Source organism: Marinobacter antarcticus (genome assembly GCF_900142385.1).
Taxonomy (GTDB): domain Bacteria; phylum Pseudomonadota; class Gammaproteobacteria; order Pseudomonadales; family Oleiphilaceae; genus Marinobacter; species Marinobacter antarcticus.
This window is the reverse complement of sequence record NZ_FRAQ01000003.1, coordinates 41219-61370: the sequence shown is the minus strand read 5'-3', so window position 1 is coordinate 61370 and position 20152 is coordinate 41219. Positions and strand designations below refer to the sequence as shown.

The 20152-nt window shown below is 56.6% G+C and carries 20 protein-coding genes; 11 read left to right on the top strand and 9 right to left on the bottom strand.

Going from position 1 to position 20152, the window contains the following annotated elements:
* The first annotated feature begins 48 nt into the window (after positions 1-48).
* From BUA49_RS14295 to BUA49_RS14285, 3 genes are read left to right on the top strand one after another with little or no spacing between them, the layout of a single operon-like run.
* Positions 49-1062, top strand: a complete 1014-nt coding sequence (locus BUA49_RS14295; protein ID WP_072798819.1) for a GGDEF domain-containing protein — start codon at positions 49-51, stop codon at positions 1060-1062.
* A complete protein-coding gene (locus tag BUA49_RS14290) occupies positions 1059-2057 on the top strand; it encodes a GGDEF domain-containing protein (protein ID WP_072798817.1) in 999 nt (332 codons plus the stop codon). Before BUA49_RS14295 ends, BUA49_RS14290 begins: the two co-directional genes overlap by 4 nt.
* On the top strand, positions 2054-3505 hold the full coding sequence (locus BUA49_RS14285; protein ID WP_072798816.1) for a bifunctional DedA family/phosphatase PAP2 family protein: 1452 nt from the start codon (positions 2054-2056) through the stop codon (positions 3503-3505). Before BUA49_RS14290 ends, BUA49_RS14285 begins: the two co-directional genes overlap by 4 nt.
* An 11-nt stretch (positions 3506-3516) precedes the next feature.
* Here the strand turns inward: BUA49_RS14285 and BUA49_RS14280 are convergent, their stop codons facing one another.
* Together BUA49_RS14280 and BUA49_RS14275 are read right to left on the bottom strand one after the other, a co-directional pair.
* The gene (locus tag BUA49_RS14280) at positions 3517-4095 is read right to left on the bottom strand and encodes an LON peptidase substrate-binding domain-containing protein (protein ID WP_072798814.1); all 579 of its coding nucleotides are present in this window, start codon (positions 4093-4095) and stop codon (positions 3517-3519) included.
* A complete protein-coding gene (locus BUA49_RS14275) occupies positions 4092-5348 on the bottom strand; it encodes an HDOD domain-containing protein (protein ID WP_072798812.1) in 1257 nt (418 codons plus the stop codon). Before BUA49_RS14275 ends, BUA49_RS14280 begins: the two co-directional genes overlap by 4 nt.
* 166 nt (positions 5349-5514) lie before the next feature.
* Here BUA49_RS14275 and ilvD point away from each other — a divergent pair, with 166 nt between their 5' ends.
* A complete protein-coding gene (gene ilvD / locus BUA49_RS14270; RefSeq protein WP_072798811.1) occupies positions 5515-7350 on the top strand; it encodes a dihydroxy-acid dehydratase in 1836 nt (611 codons plus the stop codon).
* 69 nt (positions 7351-7419) lie between these two features.
* On the opposite strand, the gene BUA49_RS14265 is transcribed toward ilvD, so the two are convergent.
* Together BUA49_RS14265 and BUA49_RS14260 are read right to left on the bottom strand one after the other, a co-directional pair.
* On the bottom strand, positions 7420-7812 hold the full coding sequence (locus tag BUA49_RS14265) for a peptidoglycan-binding domain-containing protein (RefSeq protein WP_072799176.1): 393 nt from the start codon (positions 7810-7812) through the stop codon (positions 7420-7422).
* Between the two features lie 123 nt (positions 7813-7935).
* Positions 7936-9015 (bottom strand): AI-2E family transporter, encoded by a 1080-nt coding sequence (locus BUA49_RS14260; protein WP_072798809.1) that lies wholly within the window; start codon positions 9013-9015, stop codon positions 7936-7938.
* Between the two features lie 114 nt (positions 9016-9129).
* Here BUA49_RS14260 and BUA49_RS14255 point away from each other — a divergent pair, with 114 nt between their 5' ends.
* From BUA49_RS14255 to BUA49_RS14245, 3 genes are all read left to right on the top strand, one after another.
* Positions 9130-9483, top strand: coding sequence for a hypothetical protein (locus BUA49_RS14255; protein WP_072798807.1), 354 nt, complete (start codon positions 9130-9132; stop codon positions 9481-9483).
* A gap of 145 nt (positions 9484-9628) precedes the next feature.
* Positions 9629-10528, top strand: coding sequence for a haloalkane dehalogenase (locus BUA49_RS14250; protein WP_072798805.1), 900 nt, complete (start codon positions 9629-9631; stop codon positions 10526-10528).
* 262 nt (positions 10529-10790) lie between these two features.
* Complete coding sequence (locus BUA49_RS14245) at positions 10791-12311, top strand: DEAD/DEAH box helicase (RefSeq protein WP_072798804.1); 1521 nt, start codon at positions 10791-10793, stop codon at positions 12309-12311.
* Here BUA49_RS14245 and BUA49_RS14240 read toward each other — a convergent pair.
* Genes BUA49_RS14240 through BUA49_RS14225 form a run of 4 tightly spaced genes read right to left on the bottom strand, consistent with a single transcriptional unit; the run spans position 12290 to position 15269 of the window.
* The gene (locus tag BUA49_RS14240) at positions 12290-12805 is read right to left on the bottom strand and encodes a dihydrofolate reductase (RefSeq protein ID WP_072798802.1); all 516 of its coding nucleotides are present in this window, start codon (positions 12803-12805) and stop codon (positions 12290-12292) included. The genes BUA49_RS14245 and BUA49_RS14240 overlap by 22 nt on opposite strands.
* 31 nt (positions 12806-12836) lie before the next feature.
* A complete protein-coding gene (locus tag BUA49_RS14235; protein ID WP_072798800.1) occupies positions 12837-13676 on the bottom strand; it encodes a thymidylate synthase in 840 nt (279 codons plus the stop codon).
* Positions 13673-14461, bottom strand: a complete 789-nt coding sequence (gene lgt / locus BUA49_RS14230) for a prolipoprotein diacylglyceryl transferase (RefSeq protein ID WP_072798799.1) — start codon at positions 14459-14461, stop codon at positions 13673-13675. The genes BUA49_RS14235 and lgt overlap by 4 nt, the downstream gene beginning before the upstream one ends.
* 10 nt (positions 14462-14471) lie before the next feature.
* Positions 14472-15269, bottom strand: a complete 798-nt coding sequence (locus BUA49_RS14225; protein WP_072798797.1) for a sulfite exporter TauE/SafE family protein — start codon at positions 15267-15269, stop codon at positions 14472-14474.
* A 102-nt stretch (positions 15270-15371) separates the two neighbouring features.
* Between BUA49_RS14225 and BUA49_RS14220 the strand changes: the two genes are divergently transcribed.
* The 4 genes from BUA49_RS14220 to dxs all read left to right on the top strand — a co-directional run bounded on the left by BUA49_RS14220 (position 15372) and on the right by dxs (position 19376).
* Positions 15372-16145 carry an NRDE family protein gene (locus BUA49_RS14220; RefSeq protein WP_072798796.1) on the top strand — a complete coding sequence of 258 codons (774 nt, stop codon included), beginning with the start codon at positions 15372-15374 and terminating at the stop codon, positions 16143-16145.
* Between the two features lie 55 nt (positions 16146-16200).
* Positions 16201-16455, top strand: a complete 255-nt coding sequence (locus tag BUA49_RS14215) for an exodeoxyribonuclease VII small subunit (protein WP_072798794.1) — start codon at positions 16201-16203, stop codon at positions 16453-16455.
* Complete coding sequence (ispA, locus tag BUA49_RS14210) at positions 16455-17351, top strand: (2E,6E)-farnesyl diphosphate synthase (protein WP_072798792.1); 897 nt, start codon at positions 16455-16457, stop codon at positions 17349-17351. Before BUA49_RS14215 ends, ispA begins: the two co-directional genes overlap by 1 nt.
* A 93-nt stretch (positions 17352-17444) precedes the next feature.
* The gene (dxs, locus tag BUA49_RS14205) at positions 17445-19376 is read left to right on the top strand and encodes a 1-deoxy-D-xylulose-5-phosphate synthase (protein WP_072798790.1); all 1932 of its coding nucleotides are present in this window, start codon (positions 17445-17447) and stop codon (positions 19374-19376) included.
* A 74-nt stretch (positions 19377-19450) separates the two neighbouring features.
* Here dxs and ribA read toward each other — a convergent pair whose 3' ends face one another.
* Positions 19451-20071, bottom strand: coding sequence for a GTP cyclohydrolase II (ribA, locus tag BUA49_RS14200; RefSeq protein WP_072798789.1), 621 nt, complete (start codon positions 20069-20071; stop codon positions 19451-19453).
* Between the last annotated feature and the right edge of the window lie 81 nt (positions 20072-20152).

Sequence of the window (20152 nt, the reverse complement as noted above, 5' to 3'; positions counted from 1 at the left end):
TATTATACCGCTGCGGTACAATGGGAACTCCGAAAAAGGACGAATACCATGGCCCAGACGGCCGAAAAGTTTTTGCTGACCCGGTTATCACGCACCAGCCTCGCCGTTTTCGTGGCCATAGCCGTTCTGTGCGCCATACTCGGAGAGCCGCTTACTGCGGCCAGCGCAGCAGCTGCGGCCGGTGTTATTCTCAGCGGACGCAACTTCCACCCGGGGCGCGGAACCAGCCCCTGGCCAACCCTTCAGAAACTGTTTTTCGCAACGCTGATATTGTTGTTGATAACCAGTTTCTGGACAGGGCCCTGGGCACTCAGCCATTGGCTCTACGGGCTTGTACTGGTTGCGTTTGCACTGGTTCCCCGCGGAATCGCAACCCTGATAACCGTGGTCATTGTAGTTCTTGCGATGGCCGCAGCCCAATGGGCCGAAGGCATTGCTGATCGCCACCAGATGATCAGTGCGCTTCTGCTGACCATTCTTCTTTCTGCTGTGCTGATATTCCTGCGCGAATACAAAACCCGCCAACTGGCGCCCTTGAGGCGAACAGACGAACTCACTCAGGCCGCCAGCCGCGAATATCTTTCTGCAGACCTGCACAAGGAAATCCAGCGGAGCGAGCGCGAGGGAACCGATATGTCCATCATCATGATTGGTCTTGACGCCCATGCAAGTGACAACGACCCGGACGAAGATATCCGCTCGATTCTTCCAAGAATCGGCCGTTTCCTGCACTCTCAGCTACGGGATTTCGACACCTACTACCGGGCGGCAGACCTGCAGTTTCTAGTGATTTTACCGGGCATAGCCACCCATGAGGCCATCACCCGAGCCGAAACGATTCGTAAAGGGCTTGGCGCTCTACTTGAGGCCCACGGCATGAACCTGACCGTCAGCACCGGTATCGCCGGCCTGAACATCGGCGACGATGCAGACAGCCTGCAGCAGAGTGCAGCTAACGCACTGCGCCGCGCGCAGCAACAGGGCGGCAATCGTACTCAGGCCTACAGCGCCTGGAAACCCACCACCCCCACTCAGCCACGTGCGGAAGGATCTGCGCCATGACAGAAACCCGGCTGAGAACCTGGACACACAGCGTTGGCTACGGCCTTGCCACCCTGTTTATTTTTACTCTGGCCCTGCAAAACCTTCGCTATGGTTTTTACGAGCTTTTCTATCTGGCTTCCGGTATGGCTGCCCTGACTCTTGCGGGCGTCGCCTATACTTTTCTGAGCCGCAGGCACCAGCTCTCTGCGCCTGGTCACCTGGTTATTCTCTCCGGCCTGAACAGCGGCCTACTGGCTGCCATGCTTACAATGAACAGCACAGGCATTACCCACTGGGCCATGCCGTTACTGGTACTTAACCTGCTGATACTGCCGCTTCGCCAAGCGCTGATGCTGTCCCTGCTTCTGCTTACCCCCACGGCGATTCTGCTCTTTATAAATCAGCCTCCAGCAGATGCCCTCACGGCTCTCAGCGGTTTGCTCATTGTCCTGACTGTCGCGGCACTTTATATATGGCATTACGATCACATGGCACAGTCTGCCGAGGATCTTGCCATTACCGATCCGGTTACGGGCGCCCACAACGCTCGCTTTCTTGATGAGACGCTGCAGAAAGAAATCAGCAGGGCAATTGCCACCGGCCACAGTCTCTCGGTGATCAACCTGGCCATAGATTACGCTGACGAGGCGGCTGACCTCCACGGCAAACCTGGTATGCAGGGGTTATTCTGCAATATGACCCAGCACCTGTTCGGAGTGATTCGTGCCGGCGACACACTGTATACGCTGAATGATTCAGAGTTCTTCCTGATCCTCCCGTTCACTCCGGAAGAAGGCGTGCGCGTGATCGCTGAACGTATAAGGCGCACCATCTCCGAAAATCACTGGCCGGTGATCGGCAAGGCCACGGTAAGCCTGGGCTGCACAACCCGGGGCAACAGCGACACCCGCACCGATACTCTGCGCAAACGTGCGCATCAGGCCATGCTCGAAGCCCGCCGGCGCGGGGCTGACTCGGCCTGGTTCAGCCCGGGAGAGATGCTCCGGACATGAGCAGCGCTTGGCTTACGGATTTGACCGCGTGGCTGAGTGCCAATCCGGGATGGTTATCAATAGCACTGTTCAGCACCGCGTTTATTGAATCCCTGGCGGTTGCGGGCATTATTGTGCCCGGTGTTGCGTTGCTGTTCGCCATTGCCGCGCTGGCCGCCCAGATTGGCATGCCTCTGATGGCGACACTGGTATGGGCCGGGCTAGGGGCGATCGCGGGGGACACAGCAAGTTTTGCGATCGGCAGGCTTTTCCAGGGCCGGCTAACAAGCGTGTGGCCGTTTAACCGTCACCCTGAGCTAGTCAACAAAGGCGAGCGCTTCTTCCGCAGTCATGGCGGCAAGAGCGTCATTATCGGACGCTTCGTAGGGCCTATCCGACCGATGATTCCGGTGATAGCCGGCGCTCTTCTGATGCCTTGGCGCCGCTTTCTGGCATTCAACATCGGGTCGGCCATCGGCTGGGCACCGGTTTATATTTTGCCGGGATTTCTGGTGGGTAGCGCATTAGCGAGCGAGGTACCGCCACCCGCTCATTTTTACCTGGTTACCGGCATCAGTCTTGCGACTCTGGCGGCGATCTACGTCGTCCTCTTTCGCTTCCAGCTCGGCCTCGCCGAAGACAGCCGAATTTATCTCTGGCTGCAGCGGCAGATGGCGCAGTATGAGGCAACCCATCGCTTCTGGCGCCTTTATACCAATGAGCGCCCAGCACATGAGGGAGAGTTTCCGCTGGCCTCTCTAATGCTTGCCCTGGGTGCTTTTGCCCTGTTTATACTCTGGGGCCAGCTGGCAACCATGACTGCAGTGATTGAGCCTTTCGATCAACTGGCAATGCAGTGGTTCAACGATTTACGCCAGCCATTATTTGATGCACCTGCTATTGCCGCCACACTTCTGGGCGACCCTCCAGTTCTCGCAACCGCAGCTATACTGGCCTGTCTGGCACTGGCGTTCCGGGGGCACTACGCTGCCGCCGTTCACATCCTGCTGGCTGCCGTTATGACCATTGTGCTGGTCTGGGGTCTGAAATCCGCCATTGGCGCTGTACGCCCGGATCAGGTTGTAAACCCACCGTCATCCGGCTCCTTTCCCAGCGGCCATACTGCAGGCATCACGGTATTTGTTACGCTGTTGGCCAGTTTTGTGGCAGCTGAAGCCCGCAACCGCAAACGCTGGCAGGCTTACATTATGCTCTCGTTACCGCTGATTCCGGTGGCCGTCAGCCGGCTTTATCTGGGCGTACACTGGTTCAGCGATATCGTAGGGGGGCTGTTGCTGGGGCTGGCGATCACCGGCGCAACACGAGCCAGTTTCAGCCGGTTTGACCGGGTTCCTATCGCTCCGGATATAGTGACCATTTCGGCAGCATTAGTCTGGCTGGCGTTCAGCGGCAGTTACATCTGGCTCATGTGGCCAGATGCCATACAGCATTATGCGCCAGCCTCCTGATGCCATCAGCATCAGCCCTCTTCGAGGGCTTCAAGCAGCCCCTGCAAGCGGCTCAGGCGCGCTATAGGATCTTGCATCTCCATGAGATGCTGCTTTTCCTGCTTGTCCAGAGGTAGTAGCTCAGTCAGCCGCCAGCTGACATCCCGGGCATCCTCATAATCCACGCTCATGCCCAGCTCTTGGATGACCGGATGCCGGAAAAGCGCACGCAACACTGATGGCAACTCATAAAAAGCAGTAGGAATACTTCCCGAGACTTCTACCGGCAAAAACACCATCTCGCAGAGATTTAACCCGTCATTCTGCTGCCAGGTGCGGGTAATGGAAACCTTGGCCTCACCCTCCACGGTAATTCCCAGCAACCCGTTGTCCAACTGCTGAAAATCGATAATGCGCACGTAAGTGCCGGTCTCATAAAAAGACGCCACGCGACCGGTTTCTGCCCCATCACGCAACAAGGTTATAACAAAACCTTGATCACCCTTCATGCAACGGGTCAGCATATCTATATAGCGCGGCTCGAACAGCTGCAGCGGAATCCTGCCACCGGGCAGTACAACCGAGTTGAGAGGAAAAACCGGAACCTTCATCGGATGGACAGCAACTGTTGAACCTCATCGACCCGTGCCCGCGCCTCTGTCAGAAGCTCAAGGCTGCGGGATGCATTCAACTCAAGGTCGCCCAACCGGCGATAAGCAGGCACCTGGTCGAATGCTGGCAAGCCTTCGTTCTGGCTGGAACCGATCATGGCGTGAAGTTGAGCAACAATCACAACATCTACCAGCTGTGGCTCCGCCTCCCGGCTCTCGTAACTCCAGTCTTCTGCATGCCGCGCCGCATCAATGAATGCGGGCGGGAACGACCAGCTTTCCAGAACAGCGGTGCCGACATCAGCCCGGAGTTCGCTAATGGCATTCTGAAGATTAGTGTCGTCGGCAAACAGATTTACGTGGTGCTCGGCTTGCACCAGAATCGGAACCACACCGATATCGTGAAGCAGCCCAGCCAACAGCGCTTCTTCCGGATTCAGCCGGGTTGTATGGTCCGCCAGCACCCAGCAAAGTGCCGCCACTTCACGGGAGTGTCTCCAGAGTTTTTCCATCTCTTTCTGCAGTGTCGGCTGACGGGTTTTGAACACCTCCCGCATGGAGAACACAGTTACAAGCTGGCGAGTCGTTCTCATGCCCAACCGGATGACCGCCTCACGGACATTTCGCACATCGCTGAACCCCCGGTAAAGCGGGCTGTTACAGGCCCGAACCAGTTTGGCCGCTATGGCAGGGTCAGCTGACACCGCAATGGCCACCTGGTCTGCTGTTGAATCTTCCTTGTCTACCGTGCGCCGTACTTTCCAGGCTACATCTGGGACACTGGGCAGCTTGAGCTGGTTGGAACGAAGCTCGGCGTAAAACTCCATCAAAAGATGGTGTTCTTCACTCTCTCCGCTGTCATTGCCCTCCCCCGAGTCCATCTCAACCTGGGCGACCGGCGCTGCTCGCAGAAGCTGGTTGAGGACATCCTGCTCTACCACAAGAAATTCACACGACTTAACCGCGGTAACTTCATACATTCGTGGCTGCAGCCTGGCGATGGGATTCAGCGCTTTCTCGGTTTCGGCTTCAATAACCGTTTTGCGGCCATCAACCGATTCCAGCTCCACTTTCCCGGCAACCAGGAAATAATCCAGACCATCACGTACACCGCGCTCCAGCACTCGCTGGCCTGGGCCATGAGATCTGCGTTCGGCGCGACTGGCTAGCAATACCAACTGGTCATCGGTCAGCCGGTTCAGCGGCTGAAACTCTTTCAGACGACGTAGCGGAAGGCTTTCCTGGCTAGCCATAGGCAATCTCCTAAGTGAGCACAAGGCAGGGAATCGATTCGTTATCTCTGTTAGCTATTGTAACCATGGCGCAGGAAAACAACCATGCGCCGGGAGTCTAATCTGGTATCCTTTGCCTCTTTATTAAAGCTACCGCCAAGCATTCAAACAGAGAGACCAGAGCACCATGCCTCAGTATCGTTCGCGGACTTCCACCGCAGGCCGCAATATGGCCGGCGCCCGCGCCCTCTGGCGCGCCACCGGCATGAAAGACGATGATTTCGGAAAACCGATTATTGCCGTCGCCAACTCCTTCACCCAGTTTGTGCCCGGACACGTCCATCTCAAAGACCTGGGGCAGCTCGTTTGCCGCGAAATTGAGGCCGCAGGTGGCGTAGCCAAGGAGTTTAATACCATCGCAGTGGACGATGGCATCGCCATGGGCCACGACGGCATGCTCTATTCGCTGCCCTCTCGCGAAATCATCGCTGACTCTGTTGAGTATATGGTGAATGCGCATTGCGCCGATGCCCTGGTATGCATCTCCAACTGTGACAAAATCACACCGGGTATGCTGATGGCCGCCATGCGCCTGAACATTCCCGCCATTTTCGTTTCCGGCGGCCCCATGGAAGCCGGCAAGACCAAACTGTCAAAGCACAAGCTGGACCTGGTCGATGCGATGGTTATAGCCGCAGACCCCTCAGCCGATGACGAAATGGTTGCAGAGTACGAGCGTAGCGCCTGCCCCACCTGCGGCTCGTGCTCAGGCATGTTTACCGCCAACTCCATGAACTGCCTGGCCGAAGCCATTGGTCTCGCCCTGCCCGGCAACGGCTCCATGCTGGCCACCCACGCCGACCGAGAGCAGCTGTTCCTGAAAGCCGGCCGTCAGATTGTGGAGAATGCCAAGCGCTATTACGAGCAGGACGACGACAGCGTTCTGCCACGGAGCATCGCCTCCATGGCAGCGTTCGAAAACGCCATGATTATGGATGTCGCCATGGGCGGATCCACCAACACCATTCTTCACCTGCTGGCAGCCGCGCAGGAAGGTGGTGTTCCGTTCACTCTGAACGAGATTGACCAGCTATCCCGCCGGGTTCCGCAGCTTTGCAAAGTGGCACCAAACTCTCCCAAATACCACATGGAGGATGTGCATCGGGCCGGCGGCATTATGGGAATTCTGGGAGAGCTGGAGCGTGGCGGCCTGATCAATACTGACCTGCCCACGGTACACAGCAAAACCATGAAAGAAGCGCTGGAAACCTGGGACATCATGCGTTCGCCGCCCCCAGAAGTTGTTGAGTTCTATAAAGCCGGGCCCGCAGGCATCCCGACTCAAACGGCCTTCAGCCAGAGCACCCGCTGGCCAAGCCTGGACGGCGACCGTGAGACGGGCTGTATCCGCTCGATTGAGCACGCCTACAGTTCCGAGGGCGGCCTTGCCGTTCTGTATGGCAACATCGCCGTTGACGGCTGCGTGGTAAAAACCGCCGGCGTGGATGAAAGCATCTACGTATTCGAGGGCAAAGCCCGGGTCTTTGAAAGCCAGGACTCCGCCGTTGCCGGCATACTGGCAGACGAAGTCAAACCCGGCGAAGTGGTTATCATCCGTTACGAAGGCCCCAAGGGCGGCCCCGGCATGCAGGAAATGCTCTACCCGACCAGCTACCTCAAATCCAAAGGGCTCGGCAAGGACTGCGCACTGCTGACCGACGGGCGTTTCTCCGGCGGTACCTCGGGGCTTTCCATCGGCCACGCATCACCCGAAGCCGCAGCTGGTGGCGCGATAGGGCTTATCGAAACCGGCGACTCGATCCGTATCGATATTCCCCAGCGATCCATCAATGTGCAGCTGGACCAACAGGAACTGGATCGTCGTCGCGAAGCCAGAGATGTAAAAGGCTGGAAGCCTGAACAACCAAGAGAGCGCGCAGTCTCGGCGGCTCTGAAAGCTTACGCGTTACTGGCAACCAGCGCCGATAAAGGCGCAGTGAGAGATCTGGAAAAGCTCGGCTGATACGGATTCTCATACAAAAAAGCCCGCGCAGATCATTTGCGCGGGCTTTTTTGTTTCGAGATGCATGTGTCAGAAGAATGACCAGCCGCCATCATCCTCTTCCTCAACCGCGTCTTCCTCGACCGGCTCAGGATTGCTGCCTGCCGCTGGCTGAGTCTTTTCGGGCTGGCGAGCGGGCGCAGCAGCCGCAACCTGAACACTGATCATGCCCAGCGCTTTTTTGCTTTCCTCATCCAGAATCCCGCTTGCCTGAAGTCCATTGTCCTTCTGGAAACGCGACAATTCAGACCGGGTGGCATCATCCATTCTGGAATTGACGTTAGTGATATCGTATCCGGCGCCGTATAAGGCATTCTTGAGCGCAACCGTCTCATCAGCAAACGCTGCAGGCGCGAAACCCAGCACTGCTACTGTGCCGGCTACGAGCGCAAGGCGTCCCAAACGGGTGGTCGCGTTTTTCATGATTTTCACCTGATGTACTCCTGATATCCGAGCGATATCCGCTTCTTTCTTGTTATGTGGTGCCGATCTCCACAGGCTGGGGCGAACCCGCAAAATCCTATCATACTTTTATCTCATGTCGCCTTAACCGACATCACGGTCATAATCTTCGGCCTTCTGAGACTCTTCGCTGAACTCCCGGATAAAGATTCCCCAGAACGCCATGAACAATGCGGCGACCAGAGGCCCCATCACAAAACCGTTAATACCAAACATTGCAATGCCGCCCAGCGTGGAAAGCAGCACAATGTAATCAGGGAGTTTTGTATCCCGACCAACCAGAATCGGTCGTAAAACATTATCAGCAAGCCCTATCACGACCACGCCGAATATCGTGAGCACCACGGCCTCAACGATATTACCTACTGCAGCCAGATAAATCGCTGCAGGCACCCACACCAACGCGGCGCCCACAGCCGGCAGTAATGAGAAAATGGCCATCACTACGCCCCAAAGCAGCGCCCCGCCAATACCGAGAATCCAGAAAATAAAGCCCCCCAGCGCACCCTGAATGATGGCAATCAGCAGGTTACCTTTGACCGTTGCGCGGGTTACTTCGGCAAATTTGGCAAACAGCAAGCGTTCACGCTCATCCCCCAGGGGAAGCGCACGAATCAGCAGGTCAACCAGCTTACTGCCGTCGCGCAACAGGAAAAACGCCAGGTACACCATAAGAGCCAGCCCGAGGAAAAACTGGAAGGTGTTCTGGCCAACGCCCAGAGCCTGCTTGGCAAGAAACTGGCTGCCGCCCACGAACAGACTGACGACTCGATCGCGGATTTCACTGAAACTGACATCAAACTGGGCCAGAAGTGCCTGAATAGCCGGGAAGGACTTGTTCACCTGATCAATATACTCGCCGGGCTTTATCTCCCCGTCCTGAATCTGCTGATAGATTCCCAGCCCCTCGGACACCAGAGAGGTCACTAGCACCAGCACAGGAATTACCACGATCAACATGCATACCGTTAACGTAATCAACGCATTCACGTTTGGCCGCTCACCAAGCCGACGTACCAGGAACAGCTGGAACGGATGAAAAATCAGTGCAATCGCGATAGCCCAGAAGATGGGCCCCGAAAAAGGCTTCATGAGCAACGCGAAAGCCAGAGATACCCCGACCAGCATGGCAAGAAAGGTTCGTGTCTCAAGTTTTGCGTACATAATTCCGTTTATCCAAGTCAGATTCAGGCGGGCATTAGCCTACCATGACCAAATGGCCACTGGCGCATGCTTCAGGTTATAGTCGAAGGTTGTTGGTCAGCTATTAAACAGGTCATGGTATTGGAACAGGAAACCTTTACTACGGAAACAGCTCTGGACGCTGCGGCGGAACTGCGCCGGGTGCTTGCCGCCAGAACCCATCGCCGAAAGGTTCTGGGCCAGGAAATTCTGGTGCCGGGGCAGCTGGGCGAGGCACTGCAACTGCCACGAATCATTCACCGCCTCCAGAGCAAGCAGCAGCGTTTTCGGGACCAGGGGCTGGACGACTTCCAGGAGCTCTGGCCAACGCTGTCAGCAGTCACGCGTGAGAAAGTACTCAACGCTATCGGCTGGTATGACCCCAAAAACCTGGATTGGGAAGACAAACGCTCCAACCGAAGACCAACAGTCGACCCGGACGACGCCTGATTCAAAGCTGCAACGCTCTGTTACGCAACTCAAACACATGAAATCGCCAACTGATCTATCCTGATGATCTAAGATTGCTGTAACGGTTCCGGAAATGGAAAACCCGCAGCAATCACGCAACCAATCAGTCAGGACAGTCGATGGCATGCGTATTCTGAGAACCGATGACGACCGCTTTGTAGGCCTCCCGGATTACCCTTTTCTCCCTCATTATCTGGATGTCGAGCCCGGCCTCAGGATGCATTATGTCGACGAGGGCCCAGCCGATGCATCCCCCGTTCTCATGCTTCACGGCGAGCCCTCGTGGTCATACCTTTACCGCCATATGATTCCTGTAGTCGCTGATGCAGGCCACCGGGTACTGGCGCCTGACCTCGTGGGCTTCGGTAAATCCGACAAGCCCGCATCCGTAGATGACTACAGCTACGATCGCCACATGGCATGGCTTAAGCAATGGCTCGAAGCACTGGACCTCAAAAACATAACGCTGGTTTGCCAGAATTGGGGCTCGCTTCTGGGCCTGCGACTTGCCGCGGAACTCCCAAACCGATTCCAACGGATCATTGTTGGTAATGGCATGCTGCCAACCGGCGAAACCCGCGCACCTGCCGCGTTCAGTGTATGGAAGGCTTTCGCTACCCACAGCCCCTGGTTTCCGGTCAGCCGGATTGTGCAGCTCGGTACCGAACGAACATTGAACAAACATGAACTGGCAGCCTACGAGGCGCCGTTCCCGTCAACAGAATACAAAGCGGGCGCGCGAGCGTTTCCAAAACTGGTACCCGTTTCACCAGAAGACCCGGCAAGCAATGCCAACAAGGCCGCATGGAAGGTACTGGAAACCTGGCGAAAGCCCTTCATTACGTGTTTCAGCAGCGGCGACCCTATAACCCGAGGCGGGGACCGCTACATGCAGCGCCGCGTTCCCGGCGCACTGGGGCAGCCGCACATCACCCTGAGTGGTGGGCACTTCCTGCAGGAAGACTCGCCCGAAGACTTTGCGCGGATTATTCTTGATGCGTTGAAATCAGAAATGGCGGCCTGAGCCGCCATTTCTTTAAAGCACCTTTCAACCACCGATAAAAAACTAACCGCATACCGTCACAGTCTGGCGACTGATCGTCAGCTTCGATGACTGGCCTCAAAAACAGCAAGCCAGTTACCAGGCCGCCAAACGTTGCGCGCCCCGGCAACTACCTACGAGGTACAAAAGATTTTACGTATTAAAGCCGACAAAAAGCGGTTATAATATCGCCACATAATGCATTGCCCAGCAATGCTCTACCTTCCGAATCCCGAGTAAATCGATGTCTGAATTGTCCTTTGCCGAACTGGGGCTTGATCCAGCCGTACTTGAAGCTGTATCCGCCATTGGCTATGAAACCCCAACACCCATCCAGGCTCAATGCATTCCTGCACTGCTCGCTGGCAAACATCTGCTGGGCGTTGCCCAGACCGGCACGGGTAAAACCGCCGCCTTCGCATTACCGCTGCTGAGCCGGATTGATGCATCCGTGACTGAGCCTCAGATTCTGGTTCTGGCACCCACGCGGGAACTGGCTATTCAGGTAGCGGAAGCCTTTACCTCTTATGCCTCGAAATTTCGCAACTTCCACGTGTTGCCGATTTACGGTGGCCAGGATTTTTATCCTCAGATCAAAGGCCTCAAACGCGGTGCCCAGGTTATTGTCGGTACCCCCGGCCGCATGCTCGACCATCTTCGCAAAGGCACACTAAGGCTGGGCAACCTGAAAGCCCTGGTCCTTGACGAAGCTGATGAAATGCTGCGCATGGGCTTTATTGATGACGTTGAGGCTATCCTCTCCAAGACGCCGCCAAACTGTCAGCGCGCTCTGTTCTCCGCCACCATGCCACCGCAGATCAAGAAGGTAGCTCAAACCTACCTGAGCGATGCGGTGGAAGTAAAAATCGAGAGCGAAACCCGCACGGTTGAGCGTATTTCTCAGTTTGTTCTACCGGTTTATGCAGAGCGCAAGCTGGATGCGCTGACCCGCATTCTGGAAGTGGAGCCTATCGAAGGTGCGATTATCTTTGTGCGCACCAAGGCCGAAACCACACTGCTGGCCGAGAAACTCAGCGCCCGCGGACACGCCGTAGCACCCCTGAACGGGGATCTGAACCAGCGACAGCGCGAACAGACTGTTGAAGACCTCAAGCGTGGCAAGAAAGACATTATCGTCGCGACCGACGTAGCCGCCCGCGGCCTGGACGTACCCAGAATCACACACGTTATCAACTACGATGTGCCCTACGACACCGAAGCCTATATCCACCGGGTGGGGCGTACCGGCCGCGCCGGGCGCACAGGTAAAGCTATCCTGCTGGTAACCCCCCGCGAGCGGAGCTGGCTGCGCACTCTTGAGCGCGCCACCAACTCGCCAATGGAAGCTTACCAACTGCCGTCGCCTGTTGAACTGAAGAAAATGCGCGAAGAGCAGTTTGAAACCCAGCTTCTGGGCTTTGCTGAAGATAAAAAGCTCGCAAAGTCTATGGCATTGCTGGACGAGATCGCCGAACGCAACGAAATGGATATAGCCATGGTTGCTGGTGCCCTCGCGTGCTGGATGGAGGCAATGCAGCCTGGCTCACTGCCTCTGGAGCAACCGGAAGCGCTGCCAGTGGTGTCTTCGACTCCACCTCCGCGCCGTGATCGCAAAGGCGGAGGCGGACGCCCGGGCGAGTTTCGCAAGGGACCACCAAAAGGTCGTGGTGGACCTGGAGGCGCCGGAGCACGAGGCAAGCCACCGGGTAAAGGTGGCAAGCCGGCCGGTAAGCGCCCTCCCCGTCAGTCAGACGCCAAGCGCTGATAGACAACGAAGCTGTAGTCGTAAGGATTGTTATCGGACGCGGAGAAATCCTCCCGTCCGATTTCTTCCCACTCATCCCAGTTCACTTCCGGAAAATACGCATCGCCATCCACCTCGGCATGCACCTGCGTGATGTAAATGCGGTCTGTCATCGGTAGCGCTTCCGCATAGATCTGCCCACCCCCGATAATCATCACTTCATCACCACCATCCAGTTCAGCCTGTGCTGCAGCTTTTACCAGAGCCTCTTCCAGTGATTGCGCGGTAACGGTTCCTGCAGGTGCTTCCCGGTCTGCATCCCGCGAAATAACAACGTTCATCCGGCCCGGCAACGGCCTGCCTATGGAATCCCAGGTTTTACGACCCATGATGATGGGCTTGCCCATGGTGGCTTGCTTGAAGTACTTCAGGTCACCCGGCAGGTGCCAGGGCAGATTGTTATTCCGGCCAATAACCCGGTTTCGGGACATGGCTACTATGAGTGCCTTGCGCATGTTATTTCCTCTGATTCGGGGGCTGCAAGTACTAGATAGCGATGGGTGCTTTTATACCGGGATAAGGGTCGTAGCCCTCAAATTCGAAGTCTTCCAGTTCATACTCAAAAATTGATCCCGGTTTGCGCTTGATTAGCAGTTTAGGCAGAGCTTTTGGCTCACGTTTTAACTGTTCAAACACGATGTCGTCTGTCAGGTGGTTCTGATATAAATGGCAATCACCAAACGTATGAACAAATTCACCGACTTCCAGATCACACTGTTGAGCAATCATGTGGGTTAACAACGCGTAGGATGCGATGTTGAAGGGCACACCGAGAAACAAATCCGCACTGCGCTGATACAGCTGGCAAGAGAGCTTGCCGTCAAGCACATAAAACTGGAACAGGCAGTGGCAGGGTGCCAGTGCCATGCGGCCTTCGCGGGCGTTGTCCTGGGGACCAACGGACTCATCCGGAAGCTCTGCCGGGTTCCAGGCGGAAACAATCAGCCGACGGGAGTTTGGCTTGTTACGGATCTGCTCGATAACGTCGCTGATCTGGTCCACCACGCGACCGTCCGGGCACTGCCAGCTTCTCCATTGCTTACCATAGATAGGCCCGAGGTCGCCGTTGTCCAGCGCCCACTCGTTCCAGATGGAGACTTTTCGCTCTTTCAGCCAGTTGTTGTCTGTAGAGCCTTCCAGGAACCAGAGCAGCTCATAAATAATGCTGCGCAGGTGAACCTTCTTGGTGGTCACCAGAGGGAATCCGTCCTGAAGGTTAAAGCGAATCTGGCGCCCGAAGACAGAACGGGTGCCGACGCCAGTGCGGTCGCCCTTGTCGAACCCGCTATCTACTACGTCCCGCATCAGATCAAGATAGACTTTCATTCCGCATTTCTCCGGTAAGCAATGAATATCAGGACAGCCCCGGCCAGGATCATCGGGAAGGAAAGTACCTGCCCCATGGTGAGCCAGTCAAAGGCCAGGTAGCCCAGCTGCGCATCCGGCTGGCGAACAAACTCCACCAAAAAGCGGAAGATCCCGTAGCAAACCAGGAACAACCCGGACACCGCCATTCTTGGGCGTGGCTTGGCGGAGAACCACCAGAGAATGATAAAAAACAGCACACCCTCAAGGGCAAACTGGTAAAGCTGGGACGGGTGGCGTGCCAGCGCATCCGGCGCCTGGCGGAACACCATGCCCCAGGGCAGATCGGTAGGCTTGCCCCAGAGCTCACCGTTGATAAAGTTACCAATTCGCCCGGCCCCAAGACCCACCGGCACCAGAGGTGCAACGAAATCGGCAAGGCGCCAGAACCCTGTTTCGATCTTGCGACCGTACCACCACATGGCAAACATGACGCCTAGCAGCCCGCCATGAAAGGACATACCGCCTTCCCATACCCGCACGAGCCACAACGGATCAGCCAGGAAGAGATCAAAGTTATAGAAGATAACATAGCCAAAACGTCCGCCCAGAATAACGCCGAGCGCCAGGTAGAACAGGAGGTCGCCCATCTGCTCTTCGGTAATCGGAGACCCGGGTTTGCGGGCGCGCAGGCGGCCCAACCACCAGCCGGCGACGAAACCCACGAGGTAGGTCAGTCCGTACCAGTGAATTTTTAGTGGCCCGATGGCAATGGCTACCGGGTCTATCTGCGGATGCTGAAGCATCAATAACCTCTCAGCTTAAAAGAAAACGAAGGCCCACCAGCAGAAGCAGGATGGCAAATACCCGCTTCAGAACTTTGGCATTCAGTCGATGTGCCAGATTAGCCCCGACACGAGCGAACAGCACGCTGGTGAGAATAATACCGATCAGAGCCGGCAAATAGATAAAACCAAGGCTGTATTCCGGCAGTGCAGGCTCGTACCACCCGGTCCATACGTTGCCAAGAGCACCGGCAATGGCAATCGGCAGTCCGCACGCTGCAGAGGTACCCACTGCCTGCTGCATCCGAACGTTGCACCAGCTCAGGTAAGGGACGGTCAGTGTTCCCCCGCCTATACCAAAAATAGCCGAAGCCCAGCCAATTCCTGACCCGGCGACGCCAAGGCTCTGACCACCTGGCACGTTTCTGCCTGGGGAGGGGTTTACATCGAACAGCATTTTTACGCCGACAAGAATGACAAATACGCCGATGATCAGTTCCAGGGCGGCGCCACTCAATAGCGCTGCTGTCCAGGCCCCTATGAGAGCGCCGGCTACAATGCCAAATACCATCGGCCGGAAAATATCCCAGCGAATAGCGCCATGCTTTTGGTGAGATCGAATAGAGCTGAGCGAGGTAAAAACAATGGTCGCCAGTGAAGTACCCACGGCCATGTGAGCAGCAATCTCAGGGCTGAAACCCTGCGTTCCAAAACTGAAAATCAGTACCGGCACAATAATAAGACCGCCACCAATACCAAAGAGGCCCGCAAGGGTTCCGGCAAAGGCTCCGAGTACCATATAAATGAGAAACACGGATAATAGGGACATAGGTGCTCACACATCCGGGAAAACAAGGCTGGTATGATACACACCGGCAGTAGCAACTTCACCACTCAGGATTACCCCGTCAGCCCCGGAGAATAAATTCGTATGTGCCTCATCGCCTTTTCCCTTGACCAGAGTGGCCGCTTTCCTCTGGTGGTTGCCGCCAACCGGGATGAATTCTTCCGACGGCCCACAGCGCCAATGGACTGGTGGACAACCGAATCGGGCCACCAGGTGCTTTCTGGCAGGGATCTGCAATCGGGAGGCACCTGGCTGGCGGTTTCCCCCGAAGGCCGGGTGACTGCCGTAACCAATTTCCGCGAGGGCACTCACCAAGCTGCCCAGGCAAGCCGTGGCGAGCTGCCCCTGCGGGCGCTCAGGGAGTCCCAATCACAATTGCAGGAAAGTCTGGCAAATACCGCTGCCCGATACACAGGGTTCAACCTTGTCAGCCTCGATGATACCGCTGGATGGTACTTCAGCAACCGCGAGGCCAACTCAGGGCGCACCATTCATCGTGGGATGTATGGCTTGAGCAATCACCTGCTTCAAACGCCCTGGCCAAAACTCATACGTCTCAGGGAATCCGTAGACCGAACCGTTAAATCGGCAAGGGGCAGCGCCGGTGACCTGCACCGGGATCTCGTCCAACTGCTACAGGATACAACGCCGGCGCCGGACCAGATGCTGCCCGATACTGGCGTAGACCTTGATACCGAACGTTTTCTTTCATCGCCTTTTATAATCGGCGCTGAATACGGCACCCGCGCCACCACCGTGATCAGCGTCTCCCATGCCGGTGAAGTTCACGTGACCGAACAGAGCTGGGCACCTGAAGGCCGCCCGGAGGGATACAGGGAGTTCCACTGGCAGCGATAGCGCTCAGCCTCTGATATAATTCACGAAATTCGTCCACCCGATCGGAGGGCCGCCGATGGCCGGTCAACAAGACGCCACATCCATTGCCGACTTTGAGAAATCTCTTGATGAGCTGGAAACGCTGGTACGTAATCTGGAGCAGGGAGAGCTGTCCCTTGAGCAATCGCTGACCGCTTTCGAACGTGGCGTAAAGCTGACCCGCGCATGCCAACAAGCCCTCAAAAGCGCCGAACAACGGGTTGAGCAACTTGTGCAGAGCGACGACGGCACTCTTGAAACCCGTCCGTTTTCGCCGGATGACACCGACTGATGCATAACGGGACTCCGTCTACCATGGATTTTCTGGAAACCTGTCGCAGCCGTGTGGATGCAGAACTGGATCGTCGCATTGCATCCGGATCGGCCTCTGAGCGGCTTCAGGAGGCTATGCGTTACAGTGTTCTGGGCGGCGGCAAACGTATCCGGCCTGCGTTGACACTTGCTGCGGCAAGCGCCCTCGGGCAGAGCGCTGATGCAGCACTGGTTCCGGCTTGTGCTATAGAGCTGATCCACGCCTATTCGCTTGTTCATGACGACCTCCCGGCAATGGATAACGATGAGTTACGCCGGGGCCGGCCAACAGCACACATTGCCTTTGATGAAGCTACCGCCATTCTGGCCGGCGACGCCCTGCAAGCGTTGGCGTTTGAATGGCTGACAGAAGCTCCCGGCGTTGCAGCATCTGCGCGGCTCGCCATGATTCAGGAACTGGCCCGTGCAAGCGGGCATAGCGGCATGGTGGGTGGCCAGGCGATTGATCTGGAATCCGTGGGCAAGAGCCTGACCCTGGCTCAACTCGAGACCATGCATCGACATAAAACCGGCGCACTGATTGAAGCCAGCGTGCGGATCGGGGCCTTGACCGCGCCGGGAGTCAGCGAACTTTCTCTGAATGCCCTGACACGCTACGCCAAAGCGCTTGGCCTGGCATTTCAGGTTCAGGATGACCTCCTCGATATTGAAGGGGACACAGAAACCATCGGCAAGCCCCAGGGTTCCGATGTTGCCCGCGCCAAACCGACTTACCCTGCCCTGCTGGGGCCCAAAGGGGCAAGGGAGCACCTGTCATCACTACTCAGCAACGCGCTTCAGAGCCTGCAGGATTTCGGGCCGGAAGCTGATCCTTTGAGAGCCATGGCAGATTATGTGGTGACACGAACTCATTGAGCCTTCTACTGAGCGCTGCATTGAACTCAGGTGCCGCGGAAGCGCACACTGAGGAAATACAATTTCATAACATTCCGGAAAAGACCCGAGCAGATGCAGGACACTTATATTTTCAAGGAAATCCCGTCACAGCGGCCAAACACGCCGCTGCTGGACCGGATTGACATACCCTCCCAGCTGCGGGAGCTGCCGTCTGACCAACTTGTCCAGTTTGCCAGAGAGCTAAGAGCGTTTTTGCTATGGACTGTCGGGCAGACCGGCGGCCATTTCGGCGCCGGGCTTGGGGTGCTGGAGCTCACCGTGGCACTCCACTACGTTTTCAATACACCCGAAGACCGCCTGGTGTGGGACGTTGGCCATCAGGCCTACCCACACAAGATCCTCACTGGCCGCCGTGAACAGATGGGCAGCATCCGTCGCAAGAACGGCTTGGCCGGTTTTCCGAAGCGCGCTGAAAGCGAATACGATACCTTCGGCGTAGGTCATTCCAGTACCTCCATCAGTGCAGCCTTGGGCATGGCGGTTGCCGCCCGCCAACAGAACACCGGCCGCAAGAGCATTGCCGTTATTGGCGATGGCGCCATGACTGCAGGCATAGCTTTTGAGGCGCTGAACCACGCTGGCCATCTGCATGCCGATATGCTGGTAATCCTGAACGATAACGACATGTCGATTTCACGCAATGTCGGTGGTCTGTCCAACTATTTCGCCAAGCTGCTTTCAAGCCGCACCTACAATCAGGTTCGCGACAGCAGCAAGAAAGTCCTTCAGGGCGCGCCAAATCTGATGGCGCTGGCAAAGAAAACCGAAGAGCACTTCAAAGGCATGATTGCGCCGGGCACCCTGTTTGAGGAGCTTGGCTTCAATTACATCGGCCCCATCGACGGGCACGACCTGCCCTTGCTGGTCGAGACCCTGGAAAATATCCGCGAGTTGGAGGGCCCACAGTTCCTCCATGTGGTGACCACAAAAGGCAAAGGCTTCGCTCCGGCCGAAGCGGATCCCATCGGTTACCACGCCATCAACAAGATTGAACCGGTGCCACCCAACAAGCCGGAACCCGTCAAATCCGCACCGGCCAAGCAGAAATACGCCAACGTGTTCGGTCAGTGGCTGTGTGATGCCGCTGAGCAGGATGAGCGCGTAAACGGCATTACCCCCGCCATGTGCGAAGGCTCAGACCTGCTGGCGTTCTCCGAGCGTTTCCCGGATCGCTATTTCGACGTTGCGATTGCCGAGCAGCATGCCGTAACGCTTGCGGCTGGCATGGCCTGTGACGGCGCGAAGCCCGTGGTTGCGATCTACTCCACGTTTTTGCAGCGGGCATACGATCAGCTGATACACGATGTCGCGATCCAGAATCTGGACGTGCTGTTCGCAATCGATCGGGCCGGCCTGGTCGGCGAAGATGGCCCTACCCATGCGGGTGCCTTTGATATCAGCTATCTGCGCTGCATCCCGAACATGGTTCTGATGACGCCGTCCGATGAAAACGAAACGCGCCAGCTACTTCATACCGGCATGCTGTTTGAAGGCCCGGCAGCCGTGCGCTATCCGAGAGGAACCGGGCCGGGTGCAGAGATCCAGGAAGAGCTTACTCCCCAGGCAATCGGCAAGGGGCGCAAGGTTCGGGAAGGCAGCGGCGTCGCTATTCTCAACTTTGGTACGCTGCTCACCCCGGCCCTGGAGGCCGCAGAAAAACTGGGGGCGACAGTGGCAGATATGCGTTTCGTGAAGCCGCTGGACGAGGCTTTGGTTCTTGAGCTCGCAGAGCAGCATGCTCTGCTTGTAACGCTGGAAGAAAATGCTATCGCCGGTGGCGCAGGAAGCGCTGTTACTGAATTGCTGAACAGCCAGGAGGTGACCATGCCAGTGTTGCAGCTCGGACTGCCGGACACCTTCATCGATCACGGCAAACACGAAGAACTGCTCAAAGACTGCGGGCTGGATGCCCATGGAATATTTTCTACCATAAGATCTCGCATGGAGCGCTTGCAGCATCAGCGACTGAAAGCGGTCAAATAAGACCGCTTCAAGATGCAACAAGATGCAAAAAGCCCGCTTGAGCGGGCTTTTTGCATCTTGAAGTCTGTAGGGATCTAGGACTTAAGTTGAGGATCATCGTCCTGATGCGTCTCAAACCAGTGACCAAGCTTGCTCTGTTTGGTGTTCAGGTAGTGCTCGTTGTGCGGATTACGCCCAACATGCAGCGGAACACGCTCTGTGATTTCAATGCCATAAGAAGTCAACGCCTTCACCTTGCGGGGGTTGTTGGTCATCAGGCGCAGGCTTTTAATGCCCAGATGTTCCAGCATATCCTTGCACATGCTGTAGTCGCGCAGATCTGCCGCAAAGCCGAGGCGTTCATTAGCCTCCACGGTATCCGCCCCCTGATCCTGCAGATGGTAAGCTCGGATCTTGTTGAGCAGACCAATACCACGACCTTCCTGGCGCAGATACATCAGAATGCCACGCCCATCGCGGGCAATGCTTCGTAACGCCTCTTCAAGCTGGTAGCCGCAGTCACAGCGCATGCTGTAGAGGGCATCGCCGGTAAGGCATTCCGAGTGCGTGCGGGCCAGCATGGGTTCGTCACTGTCCAGCGACCCCAGAGTCAGTGCAACGTGCTCCTTGCCGGTCTCCAGCTCTTCAAAGCCATGCATATCGAATACCCCAAACGGGGTCGGCAACCGGCAAGTCTGGATGTAACGAACAGCCACAGTGTTTCCTCGTGGTTCAGTAAATCGGGGGGCGTATTCTACCATGAGTCAGCTATCAGGCGGAATTTACGAGCCATGATG